21 protein-coding genes are annotated in these 21,274 nt (G+C 71.8%); 15 read left to right on the top strand and 6 right to left on the bottom strand.

Going from position 1 to position 21,274, the window contains the following annotated elements:
* Positions 1-38 precede the first annotated feature (38 nt).
* Positions 39-1,346, top strand: coding sequence for an aspartate aminotransferase family protein (locus D7223_RS02055; protein ID WP_120724164.1), 1,308 nt, complete (start codon positions 39-41; stop codon positions 1,344-1,346).
* Positions 1,343-2,842: a CoA-acylating methylmalonate-semialdehyde dehydrogenase gene (locus tag D7223_RS02050; RefSeq protein WP_120724162.1), complete on the top strand. Its 1,500-nt coding sequence runs from the start codon at positions 1,343-1,345 to the stop codon at positions 2,840-2,842. The genes D7223_RS02055 and D7223_RS02050 overlap by 4 nt, the downstream gene beginning before the upstream one ends.
* Here the strand turns inward: D7223_RS02050 and D7223_RS02045 are convergent.
* Complete coding sequence (locus D7223_RS02045) at positions 2,814-4,181, bottom strand: acyltransferase family protein (RefSeq protein ID WP_120724160.1); 1,368 nt, start codon at positions 4,179-4,181, stop codon at positions 2,814-2,816. The genes D7223_RS02050 and D7223_RS02045 overlap by 29 nt on opposite strands.
* A 200-nt stretch (positions 4,182-4,381) precedes the next feature.
* Here D7223_RS02045 and ngcE (D7223_RS02040) point away from each other — a divergent pair, with 200 nt between their 5' ends.
* The 3 genes from ngcE (D7223_RS02040) (at position 4,382) to D7223_RS02030 (ending at position 7,678) form a co-directional block, all read left to right on the top strand.
* Positions 4,382-5,794, top strand: coding sequence for an N-acetylglucosamine/diacetylchitobiose ABC transporter substrate-binding protein (gene ngcE, locus D7223_RS02040; RefSeq protein ID WP_120724150.1), 1,413 nt, complete (start codon positions 4,382-4,384; stop codon positions 5,792-5,794).
* 70 nt (positions 5,795-5,864) lie between these two features.
* Complete coding sequence (locus D7223_RS02035) at positions 5,865-6,773, top strand: carbohydrate ABC transporter permease (RefSeq protein ID WP_120724148.1); 909 nt, start codon at positions 5,865-5,867, stop codon at positions 6,771-6,773.
* Positions 6,770-7,678 (top strand): carbohydrate ABC transporter permease, encoded by a 909-nt coding sequence (locus D7223_RS02030; protein ID WP_120724146.1) that lies wholly within the window; start codon positions 6,770-6,772, stop codon positions 7,676-7,678. Before D7223_RS02035 ends, D7223_RS02030 begins: the two co-directional genes overlap by 4 nt.
* Before the next feature lie 62 nt (positions 7,679-7,740).
* Here D7223_RS02030 and D7223_RS02025 read toward each other — a convergent pair whose 3' ends face one another.
* The 3 genes from D7223_RS02025 to D7223_RS02015 form a co-directional block, all read right to left on the bottom strand.
* Positions 7,741-8,256, bottom strand: coding sequence for a putative immunity protein (locus D7223_RS02025; RefSeq protein WP_120724143.1), 516 nt, complete (start codon positions 8,254-8,256; stop codon positions 7,741-7,743).
* Entirely contained in the window at positions 8,253-8,867 is a 615-nt protein-coding gene (locus D7223_RS02020) for a putative immunity protein (protein WP_238161496.1), read from the bottom strand. Before D7223_RS02020 ends, D7223_RS02025 begins: the two co-directional genes overlap by 4 nt.
* A 231-nt stretch (positions 8,868-9,098) precedes the next feature.
* A complete protein-coding gene (locus tag D7223_RS02015) occupies positions 9,099-10,085 on the bottom strand; it encodes an N-acetylglucosamine kinase (protein WP_120724141.1) in 987 nt (328 codons plus the stop codon).
* 181 nt (positions 10,086-10,266) lie between these two features.
* Between D7223_RS02015 and D7223_RS02010 the strand changes: the two genes are divergently transcribed.
* The 8 genes from D7223_RS02010 to D7223_RS01975 all read left to right on the top strand — a co-directional run bounded on the left by D7223_RS02010 (position 10,267) and on the right by D7223_RS01975 (position 18,035).
* Positions 10,267-11,217 carry a MurR/RpiR family transcriptional regulator gene (locus tag D7223_RS02010; RefSeq protein WP_120724139.1) on the top strand — a complete coding sequence of 317 codons (951 nt, stop codon included), beginning with the start codon at positions 10,267-10,269 and terminating at the stop codon, positions 11,215-11,217.
* The gene (locus D7223_RS02005) at positions 11,214-11,963 is read left to right on the top strand and encodes a sugar isomerase domain-containing protein (RefSeq protein ID WP_120724137.1); all 750 of its coding nucleotides are present in this window, start codon (positions 11,214-11,216) and stop codon (positions 11,961-11,963) included. The genes D7223_RS02010 and D7223_RS02005 overlap by 4 nt, the downstream gene beginning before the upstream one ends.
* A gap of 23 nt (positions 11,964-11,986) precedes the next feature.
* Positions 11,987-13,390 (top strand): N-acetylglucosamine/diacetylchitobiose ABC transporter substrate-binding protein, encoded by a 1,404-nt coding sequence (ngcE, locus tag D7223_RS02000; protein ID WP_120724135.1) that lies wholly within the window; start codon positions 11,987-11,989, stop codon positions 13,388-13,390.
* A 23-nt stretch (positions 13,391-13,413) separates the two neighbouring features.
* Positions 13,414-14,355: a carbohydrate ABC transporter permease gene (locus D7223_RS01995; protein WP_120724133.1), complete on the top strand. Its 942-nt coding sequence runs from the start codon at positions 13,414-13,416 to the stop codon at positions 14,353-14,355.
* Between the two features lie 13 nt (positions 14,356-14,368).
* Positions 14,369-15,325, top strand: a complete 957-nt coding sequence (locus D7223_RS01990) for a carbohydrate ABC transporter permease (protein WP_120724131.1) — start codon at positions 14,369-14,371, stop codon at positions 15,323-15,325.
* A gap of 127 nt (positions 15,326-15,452) precedes the next feature.
* Positions 15,453-15,935 carry a DoxX family protein gene (locus tag D7223_RS01985; RefSeq protein WP_202864571.1) on the top strand — a complete coding sequence of 161 codons (483 nt, stop codon included), beginning with the start codon at positions 15,453-15,455 and terminating at the stop codon, positions 15,933-15,935.
* Positions 15,932-16,288, top strand: coding sequence for a VOC family protein (locus D7223_RS01980; RefSeq protein ID WP_158610810.1), 357 nt, complete (start codon positions 15,932-15,934; stop codon positions 16,286-16,288). Before D7223_RS01985 ends, D7223_RS01980 begins: the two co-directional genes overlap by 4 nt.
* Before the next feature lie 43 nt (positions 16,289-16,331).
* A complete protein-coding gene (locus D7223_RS01975) occupies positions 16,332-18,035 on the top strand; it encodes a bifunctional 3'-5' exonuclease/DNA polymerase (RefSeq protein WP_120724127.1) in 1,704 nt (567 codons plus the stop codon).
* A 121-nt stretch (positions 18,036-18,156) separates the two neighbouring features.
* On the opposite strand, the gene D7223_RS33895 is transcribed toward D7223_RS01975, so the two are convergent.
* Together D7223_RS33895 and D7223_RS33890 are read right to left on the bottom strand one after the other, a co-directional pair.
* Positions 18,157-18,399, bottom strand: a complete 243-nt coding sequence (locus D7223_RS33895; protein WP_158610809.1) for a nuclear transport factor 2 family protein — start codon at positions 18,397-18,399, stop codon at positions 18,157-18,159.
* 23 nt (positions 18,400-18,422) lie between these two features.
* Positions 18,423-18,602 (bottom strand): nuclear transport factor 2 family protein, encoded by a 180-nt coding sequence (locus tag D7223_RS33890; RefSeq protein WP_120724122.1) that lies wholly within the window; start codon positions 18,600-18,602, stop codon positions 18,423-18,425.
* A gap of 413 nt (positions 18,603-19,015) precedes the next feature.
* On the opposite strand from D7223_RS33890, the gene D7223_RS01960 reads away from it, so the two are divergent.
* Both D7223_RS01960 and D7223_RS01955 read left to right on the top strand, forming a co-directional pair.
* Positions 19,016-19,450 carry a SigE family RNA polymerase sigma factor gene (locus tag D7223_RS01960; RefSeq protein ID WP_120724120.1) on the top strand — a complete coding sequence of 145 codons (435 nt, stop codon included), beginning with the start codon at positions 19,016-19,018 and terminating at the stop codon, positions 19,448-19,450.
* Positions 19,451-19,502: 52 nt separating this feature from the next.
* Entirely contained in the window at positions 19,503-21,065 is a 1,563-nt protein-coding gene (locus tag D7223_RS01955) for a recombinase family protein (protein ID WP_120724118.1), read from the top strand.
* The last annotated feature ends 209 nt before the right edge of the window (positions 21,066-21,274 follow it).

Below are 21,274 nucleotides of genomic sequence, written 5' to 3'. Positions count from 1 at the left end.
AGCGTGCGGGGACGCCGACCGCGCTGAGAGGTGCCACCATGACCACCGACGACCTGCTGGCCCGGCACCGGGCCGTGCTGCCCTCCTGGATGATGCTCTACTACGCCGACCCGATCGAGCTGGTCTCCGGCTCCGGCCGCCGGGTGACCGACGCGCAGGGTCGCACCTACCTGGACTTCTTCGGCGGGGTGCTGACCAACTCGATCGGCTACGACATCCCGGAGATCCGCGAGGCGGTGGAGCGCCAGCTGCGTACCGGCATCGTGCACACCTCCACGATCTACCTGATCCGGCAGCAGGTCGAGCTGGCCGAGAAGATCGCCCGGCTGTCCGGGATCCCGGACGCGCGGGTGTTCTTCACCAACTCCGGCACCGAGGCGAACGAGGCGGCGCTGCTGGTCGCCACCAACTTCCGCCGCTCGCACCAGGTCCTGGCGGTACGCAACAGCTACCACGGCCGGTCGTACGCGGCGATGGGCGTCACCGGCAACCGCAACTGGTCGGTCAGCGGCCTCAACCCCCTCCAGGTGGCCTGGCTGCACTCCGGCGATCGGGTGCGCGGGCTGCTGTCCCGGCTGCCCGAGGCCGACCGGATCGACGCGGCGGTGGAGGACCTGCGTGAGGTGCTGGCCACCCAGACCGCCGGTGACGTGGCCTGCCTGATCGCCGAGCCGATCCAGGGGGTCGGCGGTTTCGTGGCCCCGCCGGACGGCCTCTTCGCCGCCTGGAAGAAGGTGCTCGACGAGCACGGCATCCTGCTGGTCAGCGACGAGGTGCAGACCGGCTGGGGTCGCACCGGCGAGCACTTCTGGGGCTACCAGGCGCACGGGGTGACGCCGGACCTGCTCACCTTCGCCAAGGGCGTCGGCAACGGCTTCGCCCTTGCCGGCGTGGTCGGCCGGGCCGACGTGCTGGACTCGGTGTCCGGGATCAGCTTCTCCACCTTCGGCGGCAACCCGCTGTCCGCCGCCGCCGGCAACGCCGTCCTGGACTACCTGCGCGACCACGACCTGCAGGCCAACGCGGCCCGCGTCGGCGCGATCCTCGCCGACGGCCTGCGCGCCGCCGTGGCCGGTCTCGACCGGGTCGCCGAGGTACGCGGCCGGGGCCTCATGCTCGGCGTCGAGTTCGTCCGTCCGGGCACCACGGAGCCCGATCCGGTGCTGACCACCCGTGTCTTCGAGGCGTGCCGGGCCGGCGGCCTGCTCGCCGGCAAGGGTGGCCTGCACGGCAACGTGCTGCGGATGGGCCCGCCGCTGACGCTGACCGAGGACGAGGCCCGGGAGGGCCTGGCCATCCTGGTCGAGGCGATCCGCTCCTGCGTCGCCGAGGCGGTGGCGGCGTGAGCGCCCTACCCACCATCGGGCACTTCGTGGACGGCAAGCGGGTCGGCGGCGCGTCGGAGCGGCGCGGTGACGTGTTCGACCCGGCCACCGGACGGCGTACCGGTCAGGTGGAGCTGGCCTCCGCCGCGGACGTCGCGGTCGCGGTCGACGCGGCGGAGCGGGCCGCGCGGAGCTGGCGGGACGTCAGCCTGGCCCGCCGGACGGCGGTGCTGTTCGCCTTCCGCGAGCTGGTGCACGCCCGGCGCGACCGGCTCGCCGAGGTGATCACCGCCGAGCACGGCAAGGTGCTCGCCGACGCCGCCGGCGAGGTGCAACGCGGGCTGGAGGTCATCGAGTACGCCTGCGGCCTTCCCTCGGCGCTGCGTGGCGCGTTCAGCGAGAACGTGTCGAGCGAGGTCGACTCGTACACCATCCGGCAGCCGCTGGGCGTGGTCGCGGTGATCTCGCCGTTCAACTTCCCGGTGATGGTGCCGCTGTGGTTCGTCCCGGTGGCGGTGGCGGCCGGCAACACGGTGGTGCTCAAGCCGAGCGAGAAGGACCCGAGCGCGGCGCTGCTGCTGGCCGAGTGGTTCGTCGAGGCGGGCCTGCCCGACGGGGTGCTCAACGTGGTCAACGGCGACGCCGAGGCGGTCGACGCCCTGCTGGACCACCCGGTCGTGCGGGCGGTCTCGTTCGTCGGCTCCACCCCGGTCGCCCGGTACGTCCACCAGCGCGGCACCGCCGCCGGCAAGCGGGTGCAGGCCCTCGGCGGGGCGAAGAACCACATGGTGGTGCTGCCCGACGCCGACCTGGACCTGGCGGCCGACGCGGCGGTGAACGCCGGTTTCGGCTCGGCGGGGGAGCGGTGCATGGCGATCTCCGCGCTGGTCGCCGTGGAGCCGATCGCCGACGACCTGGTGGCGCGGATCGCCGAGCGGGTGGCCGGGCTGCGTACCGGCGACGGGCGGCGCGGCTGTGACATGGGCCCGCTGGTCACCGCCGAGCACGCCGCGCGGGTCCGGGGCTACGTCGAGGCCGGGGTGGCCGCCGGTGCGGTGCCGGTGGTGGACGGCCGGCAGGTCGAGCCGGACGGTGACCCCGGCGGGTTCTGGCTCGGTCCGACGCTGTTCGACCGGGTCACCCCGGACATGTCGATCTACACCGACGAGATCTTCGGCCCGGTGCTGTCGGTGCTGCGGGTCGGCTCGTACGACGAGGCGGTGGACCTGGTCAACGCCAGCCCGTACGGCAACGGCACGGCGATCTTCACCAACGACGGCGGCGCGGCCCGGCGCTACCAGCACGAGGTGGAGGCCGGGATGGTCGGGATCAACGTGCCGATCCCGGTGCCGATGGCCTACCACTCCTTCGGCGGCTGGAAGTCCTCCCTCTTCGGCGACCTGCACGCGCACGGCGAGGACGGGGTGCGGTTCTACACCCGGGGCAAGGTCGTCACCAGCCGCTGGCTCGACCCGCGGCACGGTGGGATCAACCTTGGTTTCCCCACCCAGTCCTGAGCAGCCGCAGGGTGCCGGCCCCGGCGACGTACGCCACCAGGGCCGGCACCGGCAGGCCCAGCGGCTCGGGGTCGGCCCTCGGGGTGCGGGCGTTGAGCACCAGCGCGTACACCACGGCGGCGAAGGCGGCGGCGGTGAGCGCGGCGCGCCACCGGGCCCGACCGCGGCGCGGCCCGGCGGCGGTCCGACCCGGTTCGGCGCGACCCGGCCCGCCGCCGGCCTCGATCCGGCCGAACACCGCGACCAGGGCGGCCAGCACCACGGCGAGCAGCAGCACCCAGGGCAGCCGCCAGGCGAACCAGGCCGCCGAACCGCCCGGCGGGGTGGGCAGCAGCCCGACCGCGTCCAGGGCGCCGACGAGGAGGATCACGGCGGTCAGGTGCCACAGGAAGACGGTGAGCACGACGGCGTTCACCGCGATCACCGCCAGCCACGGCCGGGTGCGCCGCAACCACCGCTCGGCCGGGTCGCGGACCAGCAGGATCAGGCCGAGCTGGGCGGTGGCCAGGGTGAGCAGCGCGACGCTCGGCGGGGCGGCGTTGTCCAGCCGCTCGCCGGGCACGTTCAGCATCGCCACCGGGTACGGCCCGACCGTGGTGAGCAGCACGGTGGCGCCGAGGCCCCCGGCCAGCAGCAGCGCGCCGGCGCGCCGGGACAGCGGCAGCCGGCCACGGCGGGTGGGACCGGCGCGGGCGTCGTGCCAGGCGATGCCGAGCTGGTGCACGGCGAGCCAGCCGAGCAGGTAGTTGGGCAGGGCCAGTTCCGCCGGGCCCAGCGCGCGTCCCAGGTCGCCGGCCGCCACCAGCGCGACCAGGACGACCGGCACCGCCGGCCCGAACCGCCGGTGCAGCGCCGTCATCGCCGGGGTCAGCGGCACCACCAGCAGATAGGCGGCGAGGAACCACAGCGGGATGGTGGCGAACCAGACGACGGTGCGGACCAGCGTGGGCGGCGCGTCGAGCGACGTCGCCAGGGCCGCGCCGCCGGCGAGGGTCAGCAGCAACGCGGTGGTGGGGCGCAGCAGCCGGGCCGACCGGTCCAGCAGCCACCCGGTCGCGTCGCCGCCCCGAGCCCGTCGCGCGGCCAGCGAGGCCGCGTTGGCATAGCCGCCGACCAGGAAGAACACCGGCATCACCTGGGCCACCCAGGTCAGCGGGTACGCCCACGGCAGGTCGGGCAGCGCCGAACGCCCGGTCGGCCGGCCGGCCGCGTCGTACCCGATGGTCGCGATCGTCCAGTGACCGAGAACGACCATGAGGATCGCGAGCCCCCGGAGCAGGTCGACGAACCGTTCCCGGCCAGCCGGCGTGGCCGCGGCGAGCCGCCGCAGTCGGCGCATGCAGCGAGGGTATGCCACGTCCGGTGTGGCCGGTGGTGATAACGGATCGGTCATCGGGTCTTGAAGTCCGCGCGTCGCTGCCGTAGAAATTCTTCAGCAACTTGTTGCTAACTGAAGACAAATTCCCCCGCCGCCTCGAACGGCAGGCCGTCTCCCCCAAGCCACCGGCGGCCGCCGGCAACCGGATCCGAGGAGAAACCATGAACAGGCGTGACATCCTGCGGCGTACCGCCGCCGCCGGCCTGCTGGCCACCCCCGCCGCCGGCCTGCTCGCCGGGTGCGCCACCGGTGGTGGTGACGACAGCGACGGCACCGACGCCTACCAGGGCACCAAGAGCGAGCAGAACCCCCTCGGCGTCAAGGAGGACGCGCCGCTGGAGGTGGTCATCTTCAGCGGCGGCTTCGGCGAGGAGTACGCCAAGGCCCACGAGGCCATGTACACCGAGAGGTACCCAAAGGCGACGATCAAGCACTCCGCCACGCAGGAGATCAGCAAGACCCTCCAGCCGCGCTTCGTCGACGGCACCCCGCCGGACGTGGTCAACAACTCCGGCGCCGGGCAGATCGACTTCAACGGACTGGTCTCCCAGAACGCCCTCGCCGACCTCGGCGAGCTGCTCGACGCGCCCAGCCTGGACGTCCCCGGCAAGAAGGTGCGCGACACCCTGCTGCCCGGCGCGGTCGAGGTCGGTTCCTACGACGGCCGGTTCCTGGTGCTCAACTACACCTACACCGTCTACGGCATCTGGCACTCCACCAAGCTCCTCACCGAGCGCAACTGGGCGTACGGCAAGACCTGGGACGACCACATCGCGCTGTGCCGGCAGATCAAGGCCGCCGGCATCGCCCCCTGGACGTACGCGGGCATCCACCCCCGCTACATGAGCTGGCCGCTGATCTCCACCGCGATCAAGTTTGGCGGGCCGCAGGTCGCGATGGCGATCGACAACCTGGAGCCGAACGCCTGGAAGTCCGACGCGATGAAGACCGCCGCCGACGCGTGGCACCAGATCGTCAAGGACAAGTTCATCCTGGAGGGCTCCCCGGGCCTGGACCACAAGCAGTCGCAGACCGCCTGGAGCCAGGGCAAGGCCGCCTTCATCTCCTGCGGCTCCTGGCTGGAGGCCGAGCAGAAGGACGTCACCCCGGCCGGCTTCGACATGGCCGTCCAGCCCACGCCGAGCCTGGGCAGTGGCGACAAGCTGCCGTTCGAGGCGATCCGCGGCACCGCCGGCGAGCCGTTCATGGTGCCGGCCAAGGCGAAGAACGTCGCCGGTGGCCTGGAGTACTTCCGGACGATGCTGTCGCGCAAGGGCGCGCAGGACTTCACGAAGAAGGTGTCCAGCCTGACCGTGGTCGCCGGCGCCAGCGAGGGCGTCGAGCTGCCGCACGGCCTGAGCACCGTGGTCAAGGCCCTGGACGCCTCCGGCGCCAACGGCTTCAACTGGGTCTACAACAACTACTACCGCAAGCTGGAGCGCAACCTCGTCGACGCCGCGTGCGGCGAGTTCTTCAGCGGCCGGATCGGCCCGGCGGAGTTCCTGGACCAGTGCCAGAAGGGCGCCGACTCGATCGCCCAGGACAGCTCGATCACGAAGTACAAGCGGACCTGACGCCGGCCGGCGGGGCGGGGGCCGACCACCCGCCCCGCCCCGCCTCCGCCCCCGGGAGGGAGAACCCGCCGTGAGACATGGCAAGTGGCCGCTGATCGTCACCTTCCTGGTGCCGCCGGTCCTGCTGTACGTCGTCTTCGTCGTCTCGCCGTACCTCCAGGCGTTCCAGATCTCCACCACCGACTGGCTCGGCTACTCCGCCGACGCCAACTTCGTCGGGCTGGAGAACTTCCGGAACCTGTGGCGGGACGACTACGTGTGGAACGCGTTGCAGAACAACGCGATCCTGCTGGTGCTGGTGCCGGTGGTGACGATCGTGCTGGGACTCTTCTTCTCCTCGATGCTCACCATGGGCGGCCGCAAGGGCCGGGCCGGGATCGGCGGCGTACGCGGCACCGCGTTCTACCGCACCGTCTACTTCTTCCCCCAGGTGCTCTCCGTGGTGATCATCGCGTTGCTCTGGAAGGAGGTCTACCACCCCAACAAGGGCCTGCTGACCAGTGCGCTGAACGGTATCGGGCTGTCCGCGCCGACCTGGCTGGGTGACCCTGCGACCGCCTTCTGGTGCGTCCTGGCGGTGATGGTGTGGAGCAATGTCGGCTTCTACGTGGTGCTCTTCGGCGCCGCCATGTCGGCCATCCCGAAGGAGATCTACGAGGCGGTCATGCTCGACGGCGCCTCCCGGCTCACCACCCTGCGGAAGGTCACCATTCCGCTGCTCTGGGACACCGTCCAGGTCGCCTGGGTCTACCTGGCCATCTTCGCCCTCGACGGGTTCATCCTGGTGCAGCTGATGACCAACGGCGGGCCGAACTTCTCCACCGACGTGATCGGCGTGCGGATGTACGACACCGCCTTCGGCAGCGAGACCAAGTTCGGGTACGCCTCGGCGATGGGCGTGGTGATGTTCTTCCTGACCCTCTCGGTGGCGGTGCTGGCGCTGCGCGCCGGCCGCCGTGAACGGATCGAGCTGTCGTGACCACTCTGGATCGGACCGCACCACCGGTGACGCCCGGGGGCCCGGCCGCGCCGTCGGCGGACCGCCCGCTGCGCCGGGAACTCGGCATCGCCAACCTGTTCTCGCACGGCTTCCTGCTGTTCTGGGGCGCGGTGACCGTCCTGCCGCTGCTGTGGATGGCGATCAGCGCGTTCAAGACCAACGGGGAGATCCTCGCCGACCCGTGGGGCCTGCCGGAGACGCTGCGCTTCGACAACTTCGTCCGGGCCTGGACCGGGGCCAACATCGGCCGGTACTTCCTCAACAGCCTGGTCGTGGTGGCCGGCTCGGTCAGCCTGACCATGCTGACCGGGGCCACCGCCGCGTACGTCTTCGCCCGGTACGAGTTCCGCGGCCGGCAGATCGTCTACTACCTGTTCGTCGGCGGGTTGATGTTCCCCGTCTTCCTGGCCCTGGTGCCGCTGTTCTTCGTGGTCCGCAACGCCGGCCTCTTCGGCACCTGGACCGGCCTGATCCTGGTCTACGCCGCGTACTCCCTGCCCTTCACGGTCTTCTTCCTGACCGCCTTCTTCCGGACGCTGCCCACCTCGGTGGCCGAGGCGGCGCTGGTCGACGGCTGCGGGCACTTCCGGTTGTTCTTCCAGGTGATGCTGCCGATGGCGCGACCGGGACTGATCAGTGTCGGGATCTTCAACTTCCTCCAGCACTGGAACCAGTTCCTGCTGCCGCAGGTGCTCATGCAGGGCGACGAGGACAAGTGGGTGCTCGCCCAGGGGCTCTTCGCGCTGTCGGTCAGCCAGGGCTACGCCGGCGACTACGCCCGGCTGTTCGCCGGCCTCACCATCGCCGTCCTTCCGGTGCTCGCCGTCTACGTCATCTTCCAGCGGCAGGTGCAGTCCGGCCTCACCGCCGGCCAGCTCAAGTGACCCCTGCGGGGTGACCGCGCGGTCGCTGGCCGGCGCGCGGGTGCCGGGGGGCTTGCGCGGCGTCAACAGTCGAACACCGACCAGCAGATGTCGTTACGCAGCCGCTGGTCGTCGAGGACGAGGTCACGGATCGCCGCCGGCAGCTGGTCGCGCTGCCAACGGCACTCCCGTCGGCCGGCGGCGTCGCTCTGGCCCGGGGGAGCCGCGGCACGCGCGGCCTTGATCGCGTAGGCGGCCGCGCCGAGTTCGTGCGCGGCGACGTGGGCGACGACTCCGGCCTGGCCGGCGGCGTACGCGGCGTGCCGGGCCGCTCCGCGCAGGTCCCGGGCCGCCCCCATCGCGTGGCCGCCTGCCGTACGCGCCTGCGTCATCGTGACCTCGCCCCGTGTCCAGGCCCGGGCCTGCGCGATCGCCTGGCGCGGTCGCGGGTCACCGGGCCGGACCGACTCGAAGAGGCCGAGGACGTGCTCCGCGCAGGAGGCCGCCCACAGCGCGAGGAGCCGGTGGTCCGCGTCGGTGAGCGTGCCGCCCCGGCGGATCGTCACGAAGCGCGGGTCGCGGATCTTCGGCAGGATCATGACGTGCCCGCCCGGTCGGACGCGGCGGCCCGGCCCCCGGTGGTGGGCCCGGGCGACCGGTCGGCCGTCTCGCGCAGGGCGCGGTCCAGCGTGCTCATCAGCCGGGCGACCCGACTGCTGCCCCCGGGCGCGGGCGGGTAGCGGCGGAGCACGCCGACCAGCGCCGGTGTCGCCTCCTGCCGCGACCGTTCCAGCAGGGCATCGGCGGTCGCGGCGGCACCGCCCGCCGCGATCTCCCCGATGCGCGCCGCACTCGCCGCGGCGCGCAGGATGTGGCCGACCTGGCTGGCCCGGGCGATCGGGTGCAGGTATGCCGCCGACGCGGCGTCGCCGGCGGATCGCGCGGCCAGTCGCGCGGCCTCGGTCGGCGCGGACCGGGCGGCCCGGTGGGCGTCGACGGACGCGACGCGTTGCCGGTTCGTCCGGTCGGCGCCGTCGATGAACGCCCACGCCGCGTCGATCGCCGCCCGGGGACGCGGATCATCGGGAACGGCCCGCTCGAACACGTGCAGGACGTCCTGCGCGTGCCGGACCACGTAGCGCGCCACGACGCGCAGCTCGTCCATCGTCAGGTCGAAGTCGCCGGACCCGGTCTGCCTGTTCGGTGTCATGCTCCTGAATCGTATCCCTGAACCTCCGGTGCAGACTTCGCAGCCGATCGTGGCGCTGCCGCGCCCGGAACCCTCAACCCGTCTCGTCCAGGCAAGATCGCGCTACTTCAGGGAAACAGTGGTCTCCCCGGCGCTCGGATGCCACTACTTCCACGTTCGTGCGCGATCTTGCCCGCGCGGCGCGGGCAGCGGGGCGCGGCGGGCGGGCAGCGGGGGGCGGGGGCGGGGTGGTCAGGGAGTGGGGACCAGGAGGGCGTGCAGGGCGGCCGGGTCGGTGGCCTCGGGCAGGTCGAGGGCGGCGAGCCAGGCCGCGCCGGCCGCGCCGTCCCCGGCTGGGCGTACGGTCGCGTCCGGCCAGCGGGTCGCGATCTCGGCGCGGACCGCCGCCGCCAGGGGGGTGTCGCCGGTGAGCAGGCCGCCACCGAGCACGACCGGTTGCCCGGCGCCCGGTGGGCGGATCCGGGTCACGCTCTCGGCGAGGTGCGCGGCGGCCTCGGCGATCAGGGCGGTCGCCACCGGTTCACCGGTCCGGGCGGCGTCCACCACCAGGGGCGCCAGGCGGGCGAGGTCCACCGGTGGGCGTCGGGTGACGACCTGGACCAGCGCGTCGACGGTGTCCCGGGGGCGGGGCGCGATCGCGGCGGAGCCGAGCAGCGCGGTGAGCACGGTGCTGGCCAGCGGGCCGGGGGTACGGGCCCGGTCCAGGTCGGCCAGGAGACGGCGGACGGCCTCGCGGCCGAGCCAGAAACCGGAGCCGGCGTCGCCGAGCAGCCAGCCGTGCCCGTCCGCCACCCGGTCCAGCCGCCGGCCGCGGACGGCCGCCGCGATGGCCCCGGTGCCGGCGATCAGCACGGTGCCGTCCGGGTCGGGGGTGCCCGAGGCGTACGCGACCAGCGCGTCGCCGTGCACTGTGTACGGGCAGCGCAGGCCCGCGTCCTGCCAGGCCCGGTCGAAGGCGGCCCGCCCGGCGGGGTCGGCCAGTAGGCGGCCGGCTCCGGCGAGGCCGATCGCGCCGGCGCGTACCCGGGCGGGGTCGATCTCGGTGAGCGCGGCCCGCAGCGCGGCGCGCAGCTCGTCGGCGGCCCGCTCCGCGCCGTGGCTGGTGGGGTTGCCGCCGCCGGCGCGGCCGGAGCCGACCCGGTGCCCGCGCAGGGTCACGGCGGCGGCCCGGGTGGAGGTGCCGCCGACGTCCAGGCCGATCACGACGGTGTCGGACATCCGGTGTCACCTCCCTGATCGACCGGTGTTCATGCTGGTCGGCGCGGGTGGGTCGGGACAAGGGCGGGGGCTGTGCGCCAGGTAACAGTTTGAAAACTTCGCCCACGGTCTTGACACGGAGGGGCCTTCAGTAAGAACTTTTACCACTAACAGTTAACACTCTTTTCCGAAAGGGCGTCCGATGGTTGATCACGAGGTGGACACCGCCGCGGCAACCGCGGTGGTCGATGCCGACGGGTTCGACCGACGGGTTGCCGCAGGCGGGGTCCTGGCGCGGGTCCGCGCCGGGGTGGCGGAGCTGACCGGGGCGCTGCGCCGGGTCGCCGAGCACGTGCTCAGCGACCCGGAGGCGGCGGCCCGGGCGACCATCGTCGAACTGGCCGAGCGCAGTGGCACCTCACCGGCGACGATCACCCGGTTCTGCCGGGCGATGGGCTTCGACGGGTATGCCGACCTGCGGCTGGGCATCGCGGCCGAGACCGGCCGGGCCCGCTCGGCGGGCTGGACCGTCGACATCGGACGCGAGATCCAGCCCGGTGACCCGCTGGCCCGGGTGCTCGACCAGATCATGGCCGCCGACACCCGGGCCATGCACGACACCGCCGCCCTGCTCGACCTCGCCGAGGTGGAACGGGCCGCGGTGGCCATCGCCGGGGCCAGCCGGGTGAACATCTTCGGTGCCAGCGGCAGCGCGCTGGTCGGCGAGGAGATGCAGTTCAGCCTGCACCGCATCGGTGTCGCCGCCTGGGCCTGGAACGACATCCACGAGGGACTGGCCAGCGCGGCCCTGCTCCGCGCCGGCGACGTCGCGCTGGGCATCTCGCACAGCGGCCAGACCCGGGAGACCATCGAGATGCTCGCCGAGGCCGGCAGCCGGGGCGCGACCACCGTCGCGCTCACCGGGTTCCCACGCTCGCCGCTGGCCGAGCTGGCCGACATCGTGCTGCTCACCGCCAGCCAGGCCACCACCTTCCGCCCGGACGCGCTGTCCGCCCGGCATCCCCAGCTCGTCGTGCTCGACCTGCTCTACATCGCGGTGGCGCAGCGCACCCACGACCGTGCCCACGCGGCCTTCCGGCGTACCGCCCAGGCCGTCGACGGGCACAAGGCCGCGAAGGGGGCCGTCGCATGATCAGTGCCCAGGGGTACGCCGACGCGGTCCGACCCGTGCTCGACCGGCTGCTCGACTCCGAGGTGGACGCGATCCACGCCGCCGCCGACCTGATCACCGCCAGCCTGCGCGCCGGCGGGGTGCTCCAGGCGTTCGGCGCCGGGCACTCCGAGGCGTTCGCCGCCGAACTGGTGGCCCGGGCCGGCGGTCTCGTCCCCACCAACCGGATCTCCCTGCACGACCTGGTGCTGCACGGCGACGCCCCGCGCGACGTGCTCGCCGACCCGAAGCTGGAGCGGGATCCGGCCATCGCCCACCAGCTCTACGCACTCGCGGCGCCCCAGCCACGGGACGTGTTCGTGGTGGCCTCCCAGTCCGGCATCAACGGCTCCGTGGTCGAGCTGGCCGCGCTGGTAACCGGCCGCGGTCACCCACTGATCGCGGTCACCTCGGTCGCGCACACCGCGCGGGTCGCCCCCCGGCACCCGTCCGGCAAGCGGCTCGTCGACCTCGCCGACGTCGTGCTGGACAACGGCGCGCCGTACGGCGACGCACTGCTGCCGCTCGAGGGCGGCGGCGCGGTCTGTGCGGTCTCGTCGGTCACCGCCGCGCTGCTGGCGCAGCTGCTGACCGCCGAGGTCGTACGACGGTTCCACCAGGCCGGAGAGGTGCCCCCTATCTACCTCTCCGCCAACGTCCCCGGTGGGGACGAGCACAACCACGCCCTCGAGTCGCGGTACGCCGGGCGTCTCCGGCGTACCGCCTGACCGAATCCCAAGGAGAGTCGCAGATGTCTGTTACCCCCGACCTCGACCGCCGCACCCTGCTGCGTCGCGCGGCGGCCGCCGGCCTTCTCGTCACCCCGGCGGCCGGCCTGCTCAGTGCCTGCGCCGGCAGCGAGCCGACCAAGTCCGACGACTCGGGTGCCGCGAAGAGCAACGACAACCCGTTCGGCGTCGCCGCGGACAGCGCGGTCAAGGTGGTCATCTTCAACGGCGGGCTGGGCGACCAGTGGGCCAAGGAGGACGAGGCCATCTTCAAGGCCAAGCACCCGGGCGTCACGGTGAACCTCAGCTCCACGCAGAAGATCAAGACCGAAGAGCAGCCGAAGATGGCGACGCAGCCCAGCGACGTCGTGATGAACTCCGGCGCGGACATCATGGACATCAGCACCCTGATCAACGAGGGCGCGATCGAGCCGCTGGACGACCTGCTCTCCGCGCCGGCGTGGGACAGCCCGGGCACGGTGGCGGACTCGCTGCTGCCGGGCACCGTCAACGACGGCACCTTCCAGAACAAGTTCTACGTGGTCAACGTCGCCTACACGGTGTGGGGCAACTGGTACAACGAGGCGCTGTTCAACCGGGAGGGGTGGACGCCGCCGAAGACCTTCGACGACTTCTTCGCGCTGGCCCCGAAGATCAAGGCCAAGGGCATGGCGCCGTACGTCTACGACGCGGTGCACGGCTACTACCCGCGCTGGGCGCTGATGGCGACGATCTGGAAGTCGGCCGGCAAGCAGGCCGTGATCGACATCGACAACCTCAAGGAGAACGCCTGGAAGGCCGACGGGATCCTGCCGGCCCTTCAGGCGTGGGAGAAGCTGGTCAAGGACAAGCTGCTGCTCCCGGGCAAACTCGACCACACCCAGTCGCAGCAGGCGTGGCTGGACGGCAAGGCCGCGTTCATCCAGGTCGGCACCTGGCTGAAGAACGAGATGGCGGCGACCATCCCGCCGGGCTTCGAGATGAAGATCTCGGACTACTGGGGTCTCGGCGCCTCCGACAAGGCGCCCAAGGACGTCTACGCCGGTGCCGGTGAGGGCATCGTCGTCCCGTCGAAGGCCCCGAACAAGGCCGCCGCGAAGGAGTTCCTGCGGGCCGTGCTGTCCAAGGCCGGCTCGGCGAAGTTCGCCGAGCTGACCAAGTCGCTCGCCTCCACCAAGGGTTCCGGCGACAACGTCCAGGACAAGGCCCTGGCCAGCGCCAACGAGCTGATGAAGAACGCCGGGCCGGACCTGGTGTCGATCAAGTTCTGGAACTTCTACGCCGACCTGGACAAGGAGAGCTCGAACCTGTCCGCGGAGCTGATGGCCGGCCGGCTCACCGCCCAGCAGTTCGTCGACAAGATGCAGGCGGCCGCCGACAAGGTCGCCAAGGACTCGTCGATCAAGAAGCAGACCCGTACCGCCTGATCCGAGCGAAAAGAGTGAGTCCCATGCGGCACGGTGTCGCGCGCTTCGTCACGGGCTTCCTGGCCCTGCCCGTCGCGCTGTACCTCTTCTACGTGGTGTGGCCCTTCGCCCAGGCGGCGGGGTACTCGCTGACCGACTGGGGAGGGTACTCCGACCGACAGCAGTTCGTCGGGCTGGACAACTACGTCCGGCTGTTCGGCGACGAGCTGATCAGGATGGCGTTCTGGCACAACGTGTTCTTCCTGATCACCGTGCCGCTGTTCACCATCGCGCTGGCCCTGTTCCTCGCGTTCCTGCTCAACGTGGGCGGACGCGAGGACAGGGCCGGCATCCGGGGCGTCTTCGGCTCCAGCCTGTACAAGGTGATCTTCTTCTTCCCCCAGGTGTTGTCGCTGGTGGTCATCGCGGTCATGTGGCAGCAGATCTACCGCGCCGACGGCCAGGGCCTGATCAACGGGGTACTTATCAAGATCGGGCTGGTCGACGCCGACAACCCGATCGCCTTCACCAACGACCCGGCGCCCTTCCTCGGCGTACCCGCGGTGCTGTGGTGGCTGCTGCTCATCGCGGTCTGGAGCGGCGCCGGGTTCTACATGGTGCTCTTCTCCGCGGCGATGCAGTCGATCCCGAAGGACATCTACGAGGCGGCGCTGCTCGACGGGGCCAGCCGGTTCCACACGTTCTTCCGGATCACCCTGCCGCTGCTGCGGGACACGGTGTCGGTGGCCTGGGTCTATCTCGGCTTCATCGCGCTGGACATGTTCGCGCTGGTCTACGTGATGACGCCCAGTCAGGGCGGCCCGAACCACGCCAGCGAGATCTTCGCCTCGGTGATCAACTTCACCGCGTTCCAGAAGGGCCAGTTCGGCTACGCCTGCGCGATGGCGGTGGCGCTGGCCATCTTCACGATCCTGCTGGCGGCGCTTCAGCTCCGGATCACCCGCCGCGAGCGGATCGAGTACTGAGAGGGCCTGGACGATGAGCACGGTGACACCCACCTCCGAACGGACCCGGCCCGCCGCGCCCCCTCCGGCCGGCGCCACGCCCGGCGGGAAGGCCGGCTCCGGGGCCGACGGCTTCGGCACCCGGATCTTCAACGGCTTCTCGCACCTGTTCCTCGCGGTGTGGGCGGTCATGGTCGTCTACCCGCTGGCCTGGGTGGTGATGTCCGCCCTGAAGACCGACTCCGAGGTGATCCGCAAACCGCTGTCGCTGATCCCCGAGTCACTCCAGTGGGACAACTTCGCCCGCGCCTGGACCGCCGGCATCGACAGCTTCTTCCTCAACACCCTGCTGGTGCTCGTCGGCAGCGTCTTCCTCACCATGCTGCTCGGCTCGATGGCCGCGTACGTGCTGGCGCGCTACGAGTTCCCGGGCAACCGGCCGATCTACTGGATGTTCCTGTCCGGCCTGACGCTGCCGATCTACCTCGCCGCGGTGCCGCTGTTCAAGGGCGTCTACAACACCGGCGTGGTGCTGCCCTTCCTCGGCCCGAACAAGCACGTCATGCTGATCCTCGTCTACGTGGCGTGGTCGCTGGCGTTCACCGTGTTCTTCATGCACTCGTTCTTCCGGACGTTGCCGAACGCGATCGCCGAGGCGGGCATGGTCGACGGGGCGTCGCACAGCCGGCTGTTCTTCAGCGTCATGCTGCCGATGGCCAAGCCCGGCCTGATCAGCATCGGCATCTTCAACGTGCTGGGCCAGTGGAACCAGTGGTACCTGCCGACCCTGCTGATGCAGTCGGTGGCGGGTGAGCCGAAGAACCAGGTCATCGCCCAGGGCCTGATCGAACTGTCGGTCAACCAGGGCTACAAGTCCGACTGGTCGGGCCTGTTCGCCGGGGTGACCATGGCGATGCTGCCGGTGCTGGTCGTCTACATCGTCTTCCAGCGGCAGGTGCAGTCCGGCCTCACCGCCGGCGTCAGCAAGTAGCGCCCCCGGCGCGCCGCGCCGGTCCACGCGGGGAGTGGCCGTTCCACGGCCACTCCCCGCGTCACGTCCGCCCCGCGCCGCCTGTCATCAGGGTGGACGTGGACGGACGGGAGACCGGAGGCGAGAGATGAGCGGTGACGGGCAGCGACCCGACGGTGGTCGGCCGGGACGGCTGATGACCGTCGTCTACTGGTTCCTGGCGGTCGAGTTCCTGGTGGGGGCCGTCACGAAGTACCTGCCGGGCGAGACGTTCTTCGGACCGCCGTACGCGGTGAAGTTCGTCGAATGGGGTTATCCCGGGTGGATGCGTTTCGTGGTCGGCGCGCTGGAACTCCTCGGCGCGGTGCTCCTGGTGCTGCCCAGCCGGCGGGCGAGGTTCCTCGGCGCCACCGTGCTGGTGTTCGTGCTGACCGGCGCGACCACCACCCACATCGTCAACCACGACACGTGGTCGGAGAGCGTCTCCGCGCCGGTCCACCTGGTCATCATGGGAGTCCTCGCCCTGGCCAACTGGCCCGCGCGCTGGCAGGACGTCCTGCCCGGTGGCGTCCGGCCGGCCCGGCCGTCCGACGTCCGACAACCGCACGCGACGACGAAGGAGCGCACGTGAAGATCGGCAGCATCTCCGGCCTCACCTACCGGGTGGGCGACCTCGACCGGACGACCGCGTTCTACGAGGCGTTGGGGTTCCGCCCCGGCAAGCGGGACGAGCGCCAGGCCACCGTCTACGTCAACTGGTTCTGGCTGACCTTCACCACCGCGGACGACGACGCCGGCGCCGCGGTGGCCCCGGGCTCCGGGCCCACCCTGTACCTCAAGGTCGACGACATCGACGAGGCCCACGCGGCGGTGCGGGCCGCCGGGTTCACCCCGTCGACCGAGCCGCGCAAGGTCCCGGCCGGGCGGCGGGAGTTCCTCCTGCTCGACCCGGACGGTCACCGGCTGGCGTTCTTCACCAAGTGACCCTCCGCCGGGGCCGGCGGCGGCGACCCGGCCCCGGCGGGGAGTGTCGCACCGGCGAGGCAGAATCGTGTTCGTGCTGGTGGCGGTGGTGGCGGACGAGGTCGGCGGGGGAGTGCTGCAACCCCTCGACCCGGCCGGCCGTCCCGCCGGGCCGGCGGAACGGGTCACCGACCTGGCCACCGCGGTGGCCGCCCGGGAGCGCGCCGGCCATCCGCGCTGGGTGTGGGCGGCCGGCGGCACGGTCTATCCGGCGCTGCTGCGCGCCGGCGTGCGGGTCGAGCGGTGCCACGACGTCGAGCTGACCGAGGCGCTGCTGCTCGGGCACGCCGGCCGCTGGGGCGAGCCGCGCGGGCTGGCCGCCGCCTGGGCCCGGCTCACCGGCGCTCCGGTGCCCGCCGACCCGCCGCCGCGCCCGGCGGCACCACCCGGCCACGGCCAGGACGCGCTCTTCGACGCGCCGTCCGGTCCGCCGGGGCCAGGCATCGAGGCGCTGATCCGGGTGTACGCCGACCAGCTCGCCCGGATCGCGACCACCGCGCACCCGGGCCGGTTCCGGCTGCTGGTCGCCGCCGAGTCGGCCGGCGCGCTGATCGCCGTCGAGATGGGGGCCGCCGGCCTGCCGTGGCGGTCCGACGTGCACGACGAGATCCTCGCCGACCTGCTCGGCGAGCCGTCGCCGGTCGGCGGCCCACCCCGTCGGCTCGCCGAGCTGGCCGGACGGATCGCCGGGGCCTTCGGCGTACGCCAGGTGCACGCCGACTCCCCGGCGGAGCTGTTGCGGGCGTTCGCCCGGGCCGGCGTGGAACTGCCGAACACGCGGGCCTGGGTGCTGCGCGGGGTGGACCATCCGGCGGTGCCGCTGGTCCTGGACTACAAGGAGCGCTACCGGATCTGGACGGCGCACGGCTGGGCGTGGCGCGACGCGTGGGTCCGCGACGGCCGGTTCCGACCGGAGTACGTGCCCGGCGGGGTGGTCTCCGGCCGCTGGGCCACCCGGGGCGGTGGCGCGTTGCAGATCCCGAAGGTGATCCGGCGGGCCGTGGTGGCCGATCCGGGCTGGCGGTTCGTGGTCGCCGACGCGGGCCAGTTGGAGCCCCGGGTGCTGGCCGCGGTGTCCGGCGACGCCCGACTGGCCGCCGCCGGTGGCGCGGGCGACCTCTACGCCGCCCTGGCGCAGGACGCCTTCGGCGGGGACCGGCCCCGGGCCAAGGTGGCCCTGCTCGGTGCCATGTACGGCCAGACCGGCGGTGCGGCGGTGCCGGCGCTGGCGGTGCTGCGGCGCAGCTACCCGACCGCCTTCGCCTACGTGGAGGCGGCGGCCCGCACCGGCGAGGCCGGCGGCCTGGTCCGGTCGTGGCTGGGCCGGACGTGTCCGCCGGGCACGGCCGGGTTCGGCGACGGCGAGGAGGCCGACGTCGACGGTGGCGCGGACCCGCAGTCGCCCCGGGCCCGCGCGGCCCGCTCGCGGGGGCGGTTCACCCGCAACTTCGTCATCCAGGCCACCGCCGCCGAGTGGGCCTCGACGCTGCTCGCCACGCTGCGCACCGAGCTGGCCGGCACCGGCGCCGAGCTGGTGTTCTTCCAGCACGACGAGGTGATCGTGCACTGCCCGGCGGACACCGCCGAGGCGGTCGCGGCGGCGGTGTCCCGCAGCGGCGAGCGGGCGGCGGCGCTGCTCTTCGGTGACACCCCGGTGCGCTTCCCGCTGGACCTGTCGGTCGTGCGGAGCTACGCCGACGCCAGGTGAGGCGCGCGGGTCCGATTACGGCGGGAGCAGGCTTCGGTAGCATGGTGCCTGCTCGTCCGGACGCCCCCTGCCTGGTCTCGTGGTGGATGGCCAGCGGCCTGGGGAACGGTGGCTGATCGGGTCACTGTGCGAAGACACCGATGTTTCCCTCGATCCAGGTGGCGCGGGCTACCAGCCGGCTGATTCGCCATCGCCCGCCCACGCGGCGCAACTCGAACTCGTACGCGCCTCCGTTGTGCCACAGCCGTCCGCCCGGCACGTTGTCGCGTCGCAGCCAAGCCAGCACGTTCGCGGTCGCGGTGGCGGTGTCGCCCGTCACATCGGCGATCACCCCGGTGACCACGTGCTGGGCGCCGTCCCGCACGCCGAGCTCCCGTCGCCACCGATCTACCTGCTCGGGGCCGGCGAGGGCTCTGCGCCGCCGCCGCTCATCGCGGTGTAGTCGACGACCACGGTGTCGGCGAACGTCGCCACCAGAGCGTCCCAGTCCCGGCGGTCCACGAACCAGGCGTACTCGGTGATCACCCGCTGGATGGCGAACTGGTCGACGAGATCCTCGTGATGCATGTCGTAACTCCTCTTGGTGATGGCTGGGGGGCGAGGTGCGACCGGCGGTGGCCGCCGTCGTCGACCATTCCGGCGTCAGGGATCGCGTCGACGATGGTGGTCAGCTGATCAACGAGACCGGTTGCCCGGCCGATCCGGGCCGGACAGCAGTCTGGCGCGAATCAGTGAAGGTAGTCGTGAACTCCGTGGTGGACCGGATGCCAGGCGCCGTGCTCCTCGCGCGCTCAGCCGGTCCGTCTCGCGGACGGGCGTGGAACCCGGTGGTGGACACACCCACGAAAGGGGGACGCTGGCGCGAGCGGTGGACCCCTCGTCGGCGACGCCCGGCGATGCCCGGGGAGACGGCAGCGAGGCAACCTTTTTCCTCGGCGACCGGTACTACCTGGTGACCGACGCGGCGGAGAGGCGGGCATGTGAACACACCGGAGGGGTTCGACGACTTCGTCGTAACCCGCTCACCGCGGCTGCTGCGTACCGCCTTCCTGCTCACCCGGGACTGGGCGCTGGCGGAGGACCTGCTGCAGACCGCCCTGGCGCGGGCCTGGGAGGCGTGGCGGCGCGTCGAGGGTGACCCGGAGCCGTACGTGCGGCGGATCATCGTCAACGCGTACGCCTCGTCGTGGCGGCGCCGGTGGCGAGGCGAGCTGCCCACCGCCGACCTGCCCGAGCCGGCCGGCCTGGCCGATCCGTACGCGAACCTCGACGACCGGGAGCGGTTGTGGCGGGCGTTGGGCGCCCTGCCCCGCCGGCAGCGCGCGGTGCTGGTGCTGCGGTATTTCGAGGATCTCTCCGAAGCCGAGACCGCCGAGGCCCTCGGCTGCTCGATCGGCACCGTCAAGAATCGTTAGAAGCTATGGTCGATGTTGCCAACACGAACGTCGATCTAGGGGGACGGTTCTGATGGTACGGCGTAGGGTCCGGTCGGGGAATCGGGGCCGGTTCGACAGCAAGGACGCGCTGCTGGCCGGTGGCGTAGAGGTGCGGGCGTTGCGGTATCAGCGTGCGAGTCAGGACAAGAAGGAGCAGGGTAAGAGCGTCCACGACCAGGGCGTGCTCAACCTGGCGGAGATCACGAAGCGGTCCTGGACGGACGCGGGGTCGTTCACCGACAACCACCGCTCGGCCAGCCGCCGCGCCACGAAGGACCGGGAGCAGTTCGAGTTGTTGATCGAGCAGATCCGCGCGGGCAAGGGCGACGTGCTGGTGGTCTGGGAAATCTCCCGCAAGGAACGCGACCTCGCGGTGTTCGTGAAGATCCGCGACATGTGCCACGAGGTCGGCCTCAACTTCTGGCTCGTCGGCGGGGTGTTGTACGACCTGCGGGACAAGAACGACCGGATGATGCTCGGTTTCCAGGCCGTGCAGGCCGAGTGGATGGCCGACTCGATCCGCGACAACGTGCTGCGCGGCATCGTTGGCGCTGCCGAAGCGGGCCGCCCGCACGGAAAGGTCACCTACGGGTACCGGCGGATCTACGACCAGCGGACCCGTGCCCTGCTCCGTCAGGAGCCGGACACCGAGATCCGCACGGCCGTGGCGGCCGACGGAACGGTGACGCAGTACTCGCGGGCGCAGCTGGTGCGGGACAACTTCCGCAAGATCTCCGAAGGCACGCCGCTAACCGCTATCGAGGCCGAACTCAACCGGCTCGGCATCCCCGCCTCCGAGGGAGGACTCTGGCGGCGCGGCATCCTGCGCAAGCAGGTCATGAACCCGGCCTACATCGGCAAGCGGGTGCTCCGAGGCGAGATTGTCGGCGACGGCATCTGGCCCGCCCTCGTCGACGAGGAGACGTACTGGTCGGTGGTACGGATGCTGGGCGACCCGTCGCGCACCACGACCCGGCCCGCCCGCGCGGTGCATCTGCTGTCGTACCTGGTGCGCTGCGGAGTCTGCGACGGGCCGCTGTCATCGCAGAAGGTGAACCGGCACGGCTGGACGGGGCAGGTGTACTCCTGCCTGCACAAGCGGTGCGCCGCGGTGAAAGCCGAGTTCTTGGACGAGTACGTGCAGCGCACGGTGGTGGCGTGGCTGTCGCGCCCCGACGTCTACGACATCCTCACCGCCGCCAGCGCCACCGACGAGGAAGTCGCCCACGCCCGCGCCGAAGCCCAACGGCTGCGCGGGGAGTTGGAGGACTGGCGCAAGCTGGGCGAGGAGGGCGAGGTCACCGCGATCGCCTACGCCCGCGCCGAGAAAGGCCTCCTCGCGCAGATCGCCGAGCACGAGCAACGCGCCACCGACGCCGGCATCCCCGCCGTGCTGCGCGGACGTATCGGCGACCAGGCCGTGCAGGCGTGGCAGGACCTCGGTGACGACATCCCGGTCAAGCGGGAGATCATCCGACTTGTCGCTGACATCAAACTCCTGCGCGCTGGGTTCAAGGGCGAACGCCGCCCCTTCGGCCGCCACCGCCTCGACTGGACCTGGAGGTTCGGCCCGCAAGACCAGCAGACGGCCTAACCTGCCCAGAGCTGCTGAACCAAGAGTCGCAGGGGCGGATTGACCTTCGCGGAGGCGGCGAGTGCCCATGTTGTTCGCCGTCCGTTCGCTGCCGGCGCTGGGCCGGATTTCCAGCCCGGCGGCGACCGGTGGCAGCTTCTTGACGACCGGGGCTGGCCATGCCGTCTGCCTGATCATGAGCCACACGAACCCGGTCCTGGCGGCGCGCG

It is taken from the genome of Micromonospora endolithica (genome assembly GCF_003626595.1).
In the GTDB taxonomy this organism is placed as follows: Bacteria; Actinomycetota; Actinomycetes; order Mycobacteriales; family Micromonosporaceae; genus Micromonospora; species Micromonospora endolithica.
The sequence above is the reverse complement of the archived record's forward strand: the minus strand, read 5'-3'. Positions and strand labels throughout refer to the sequence as shown.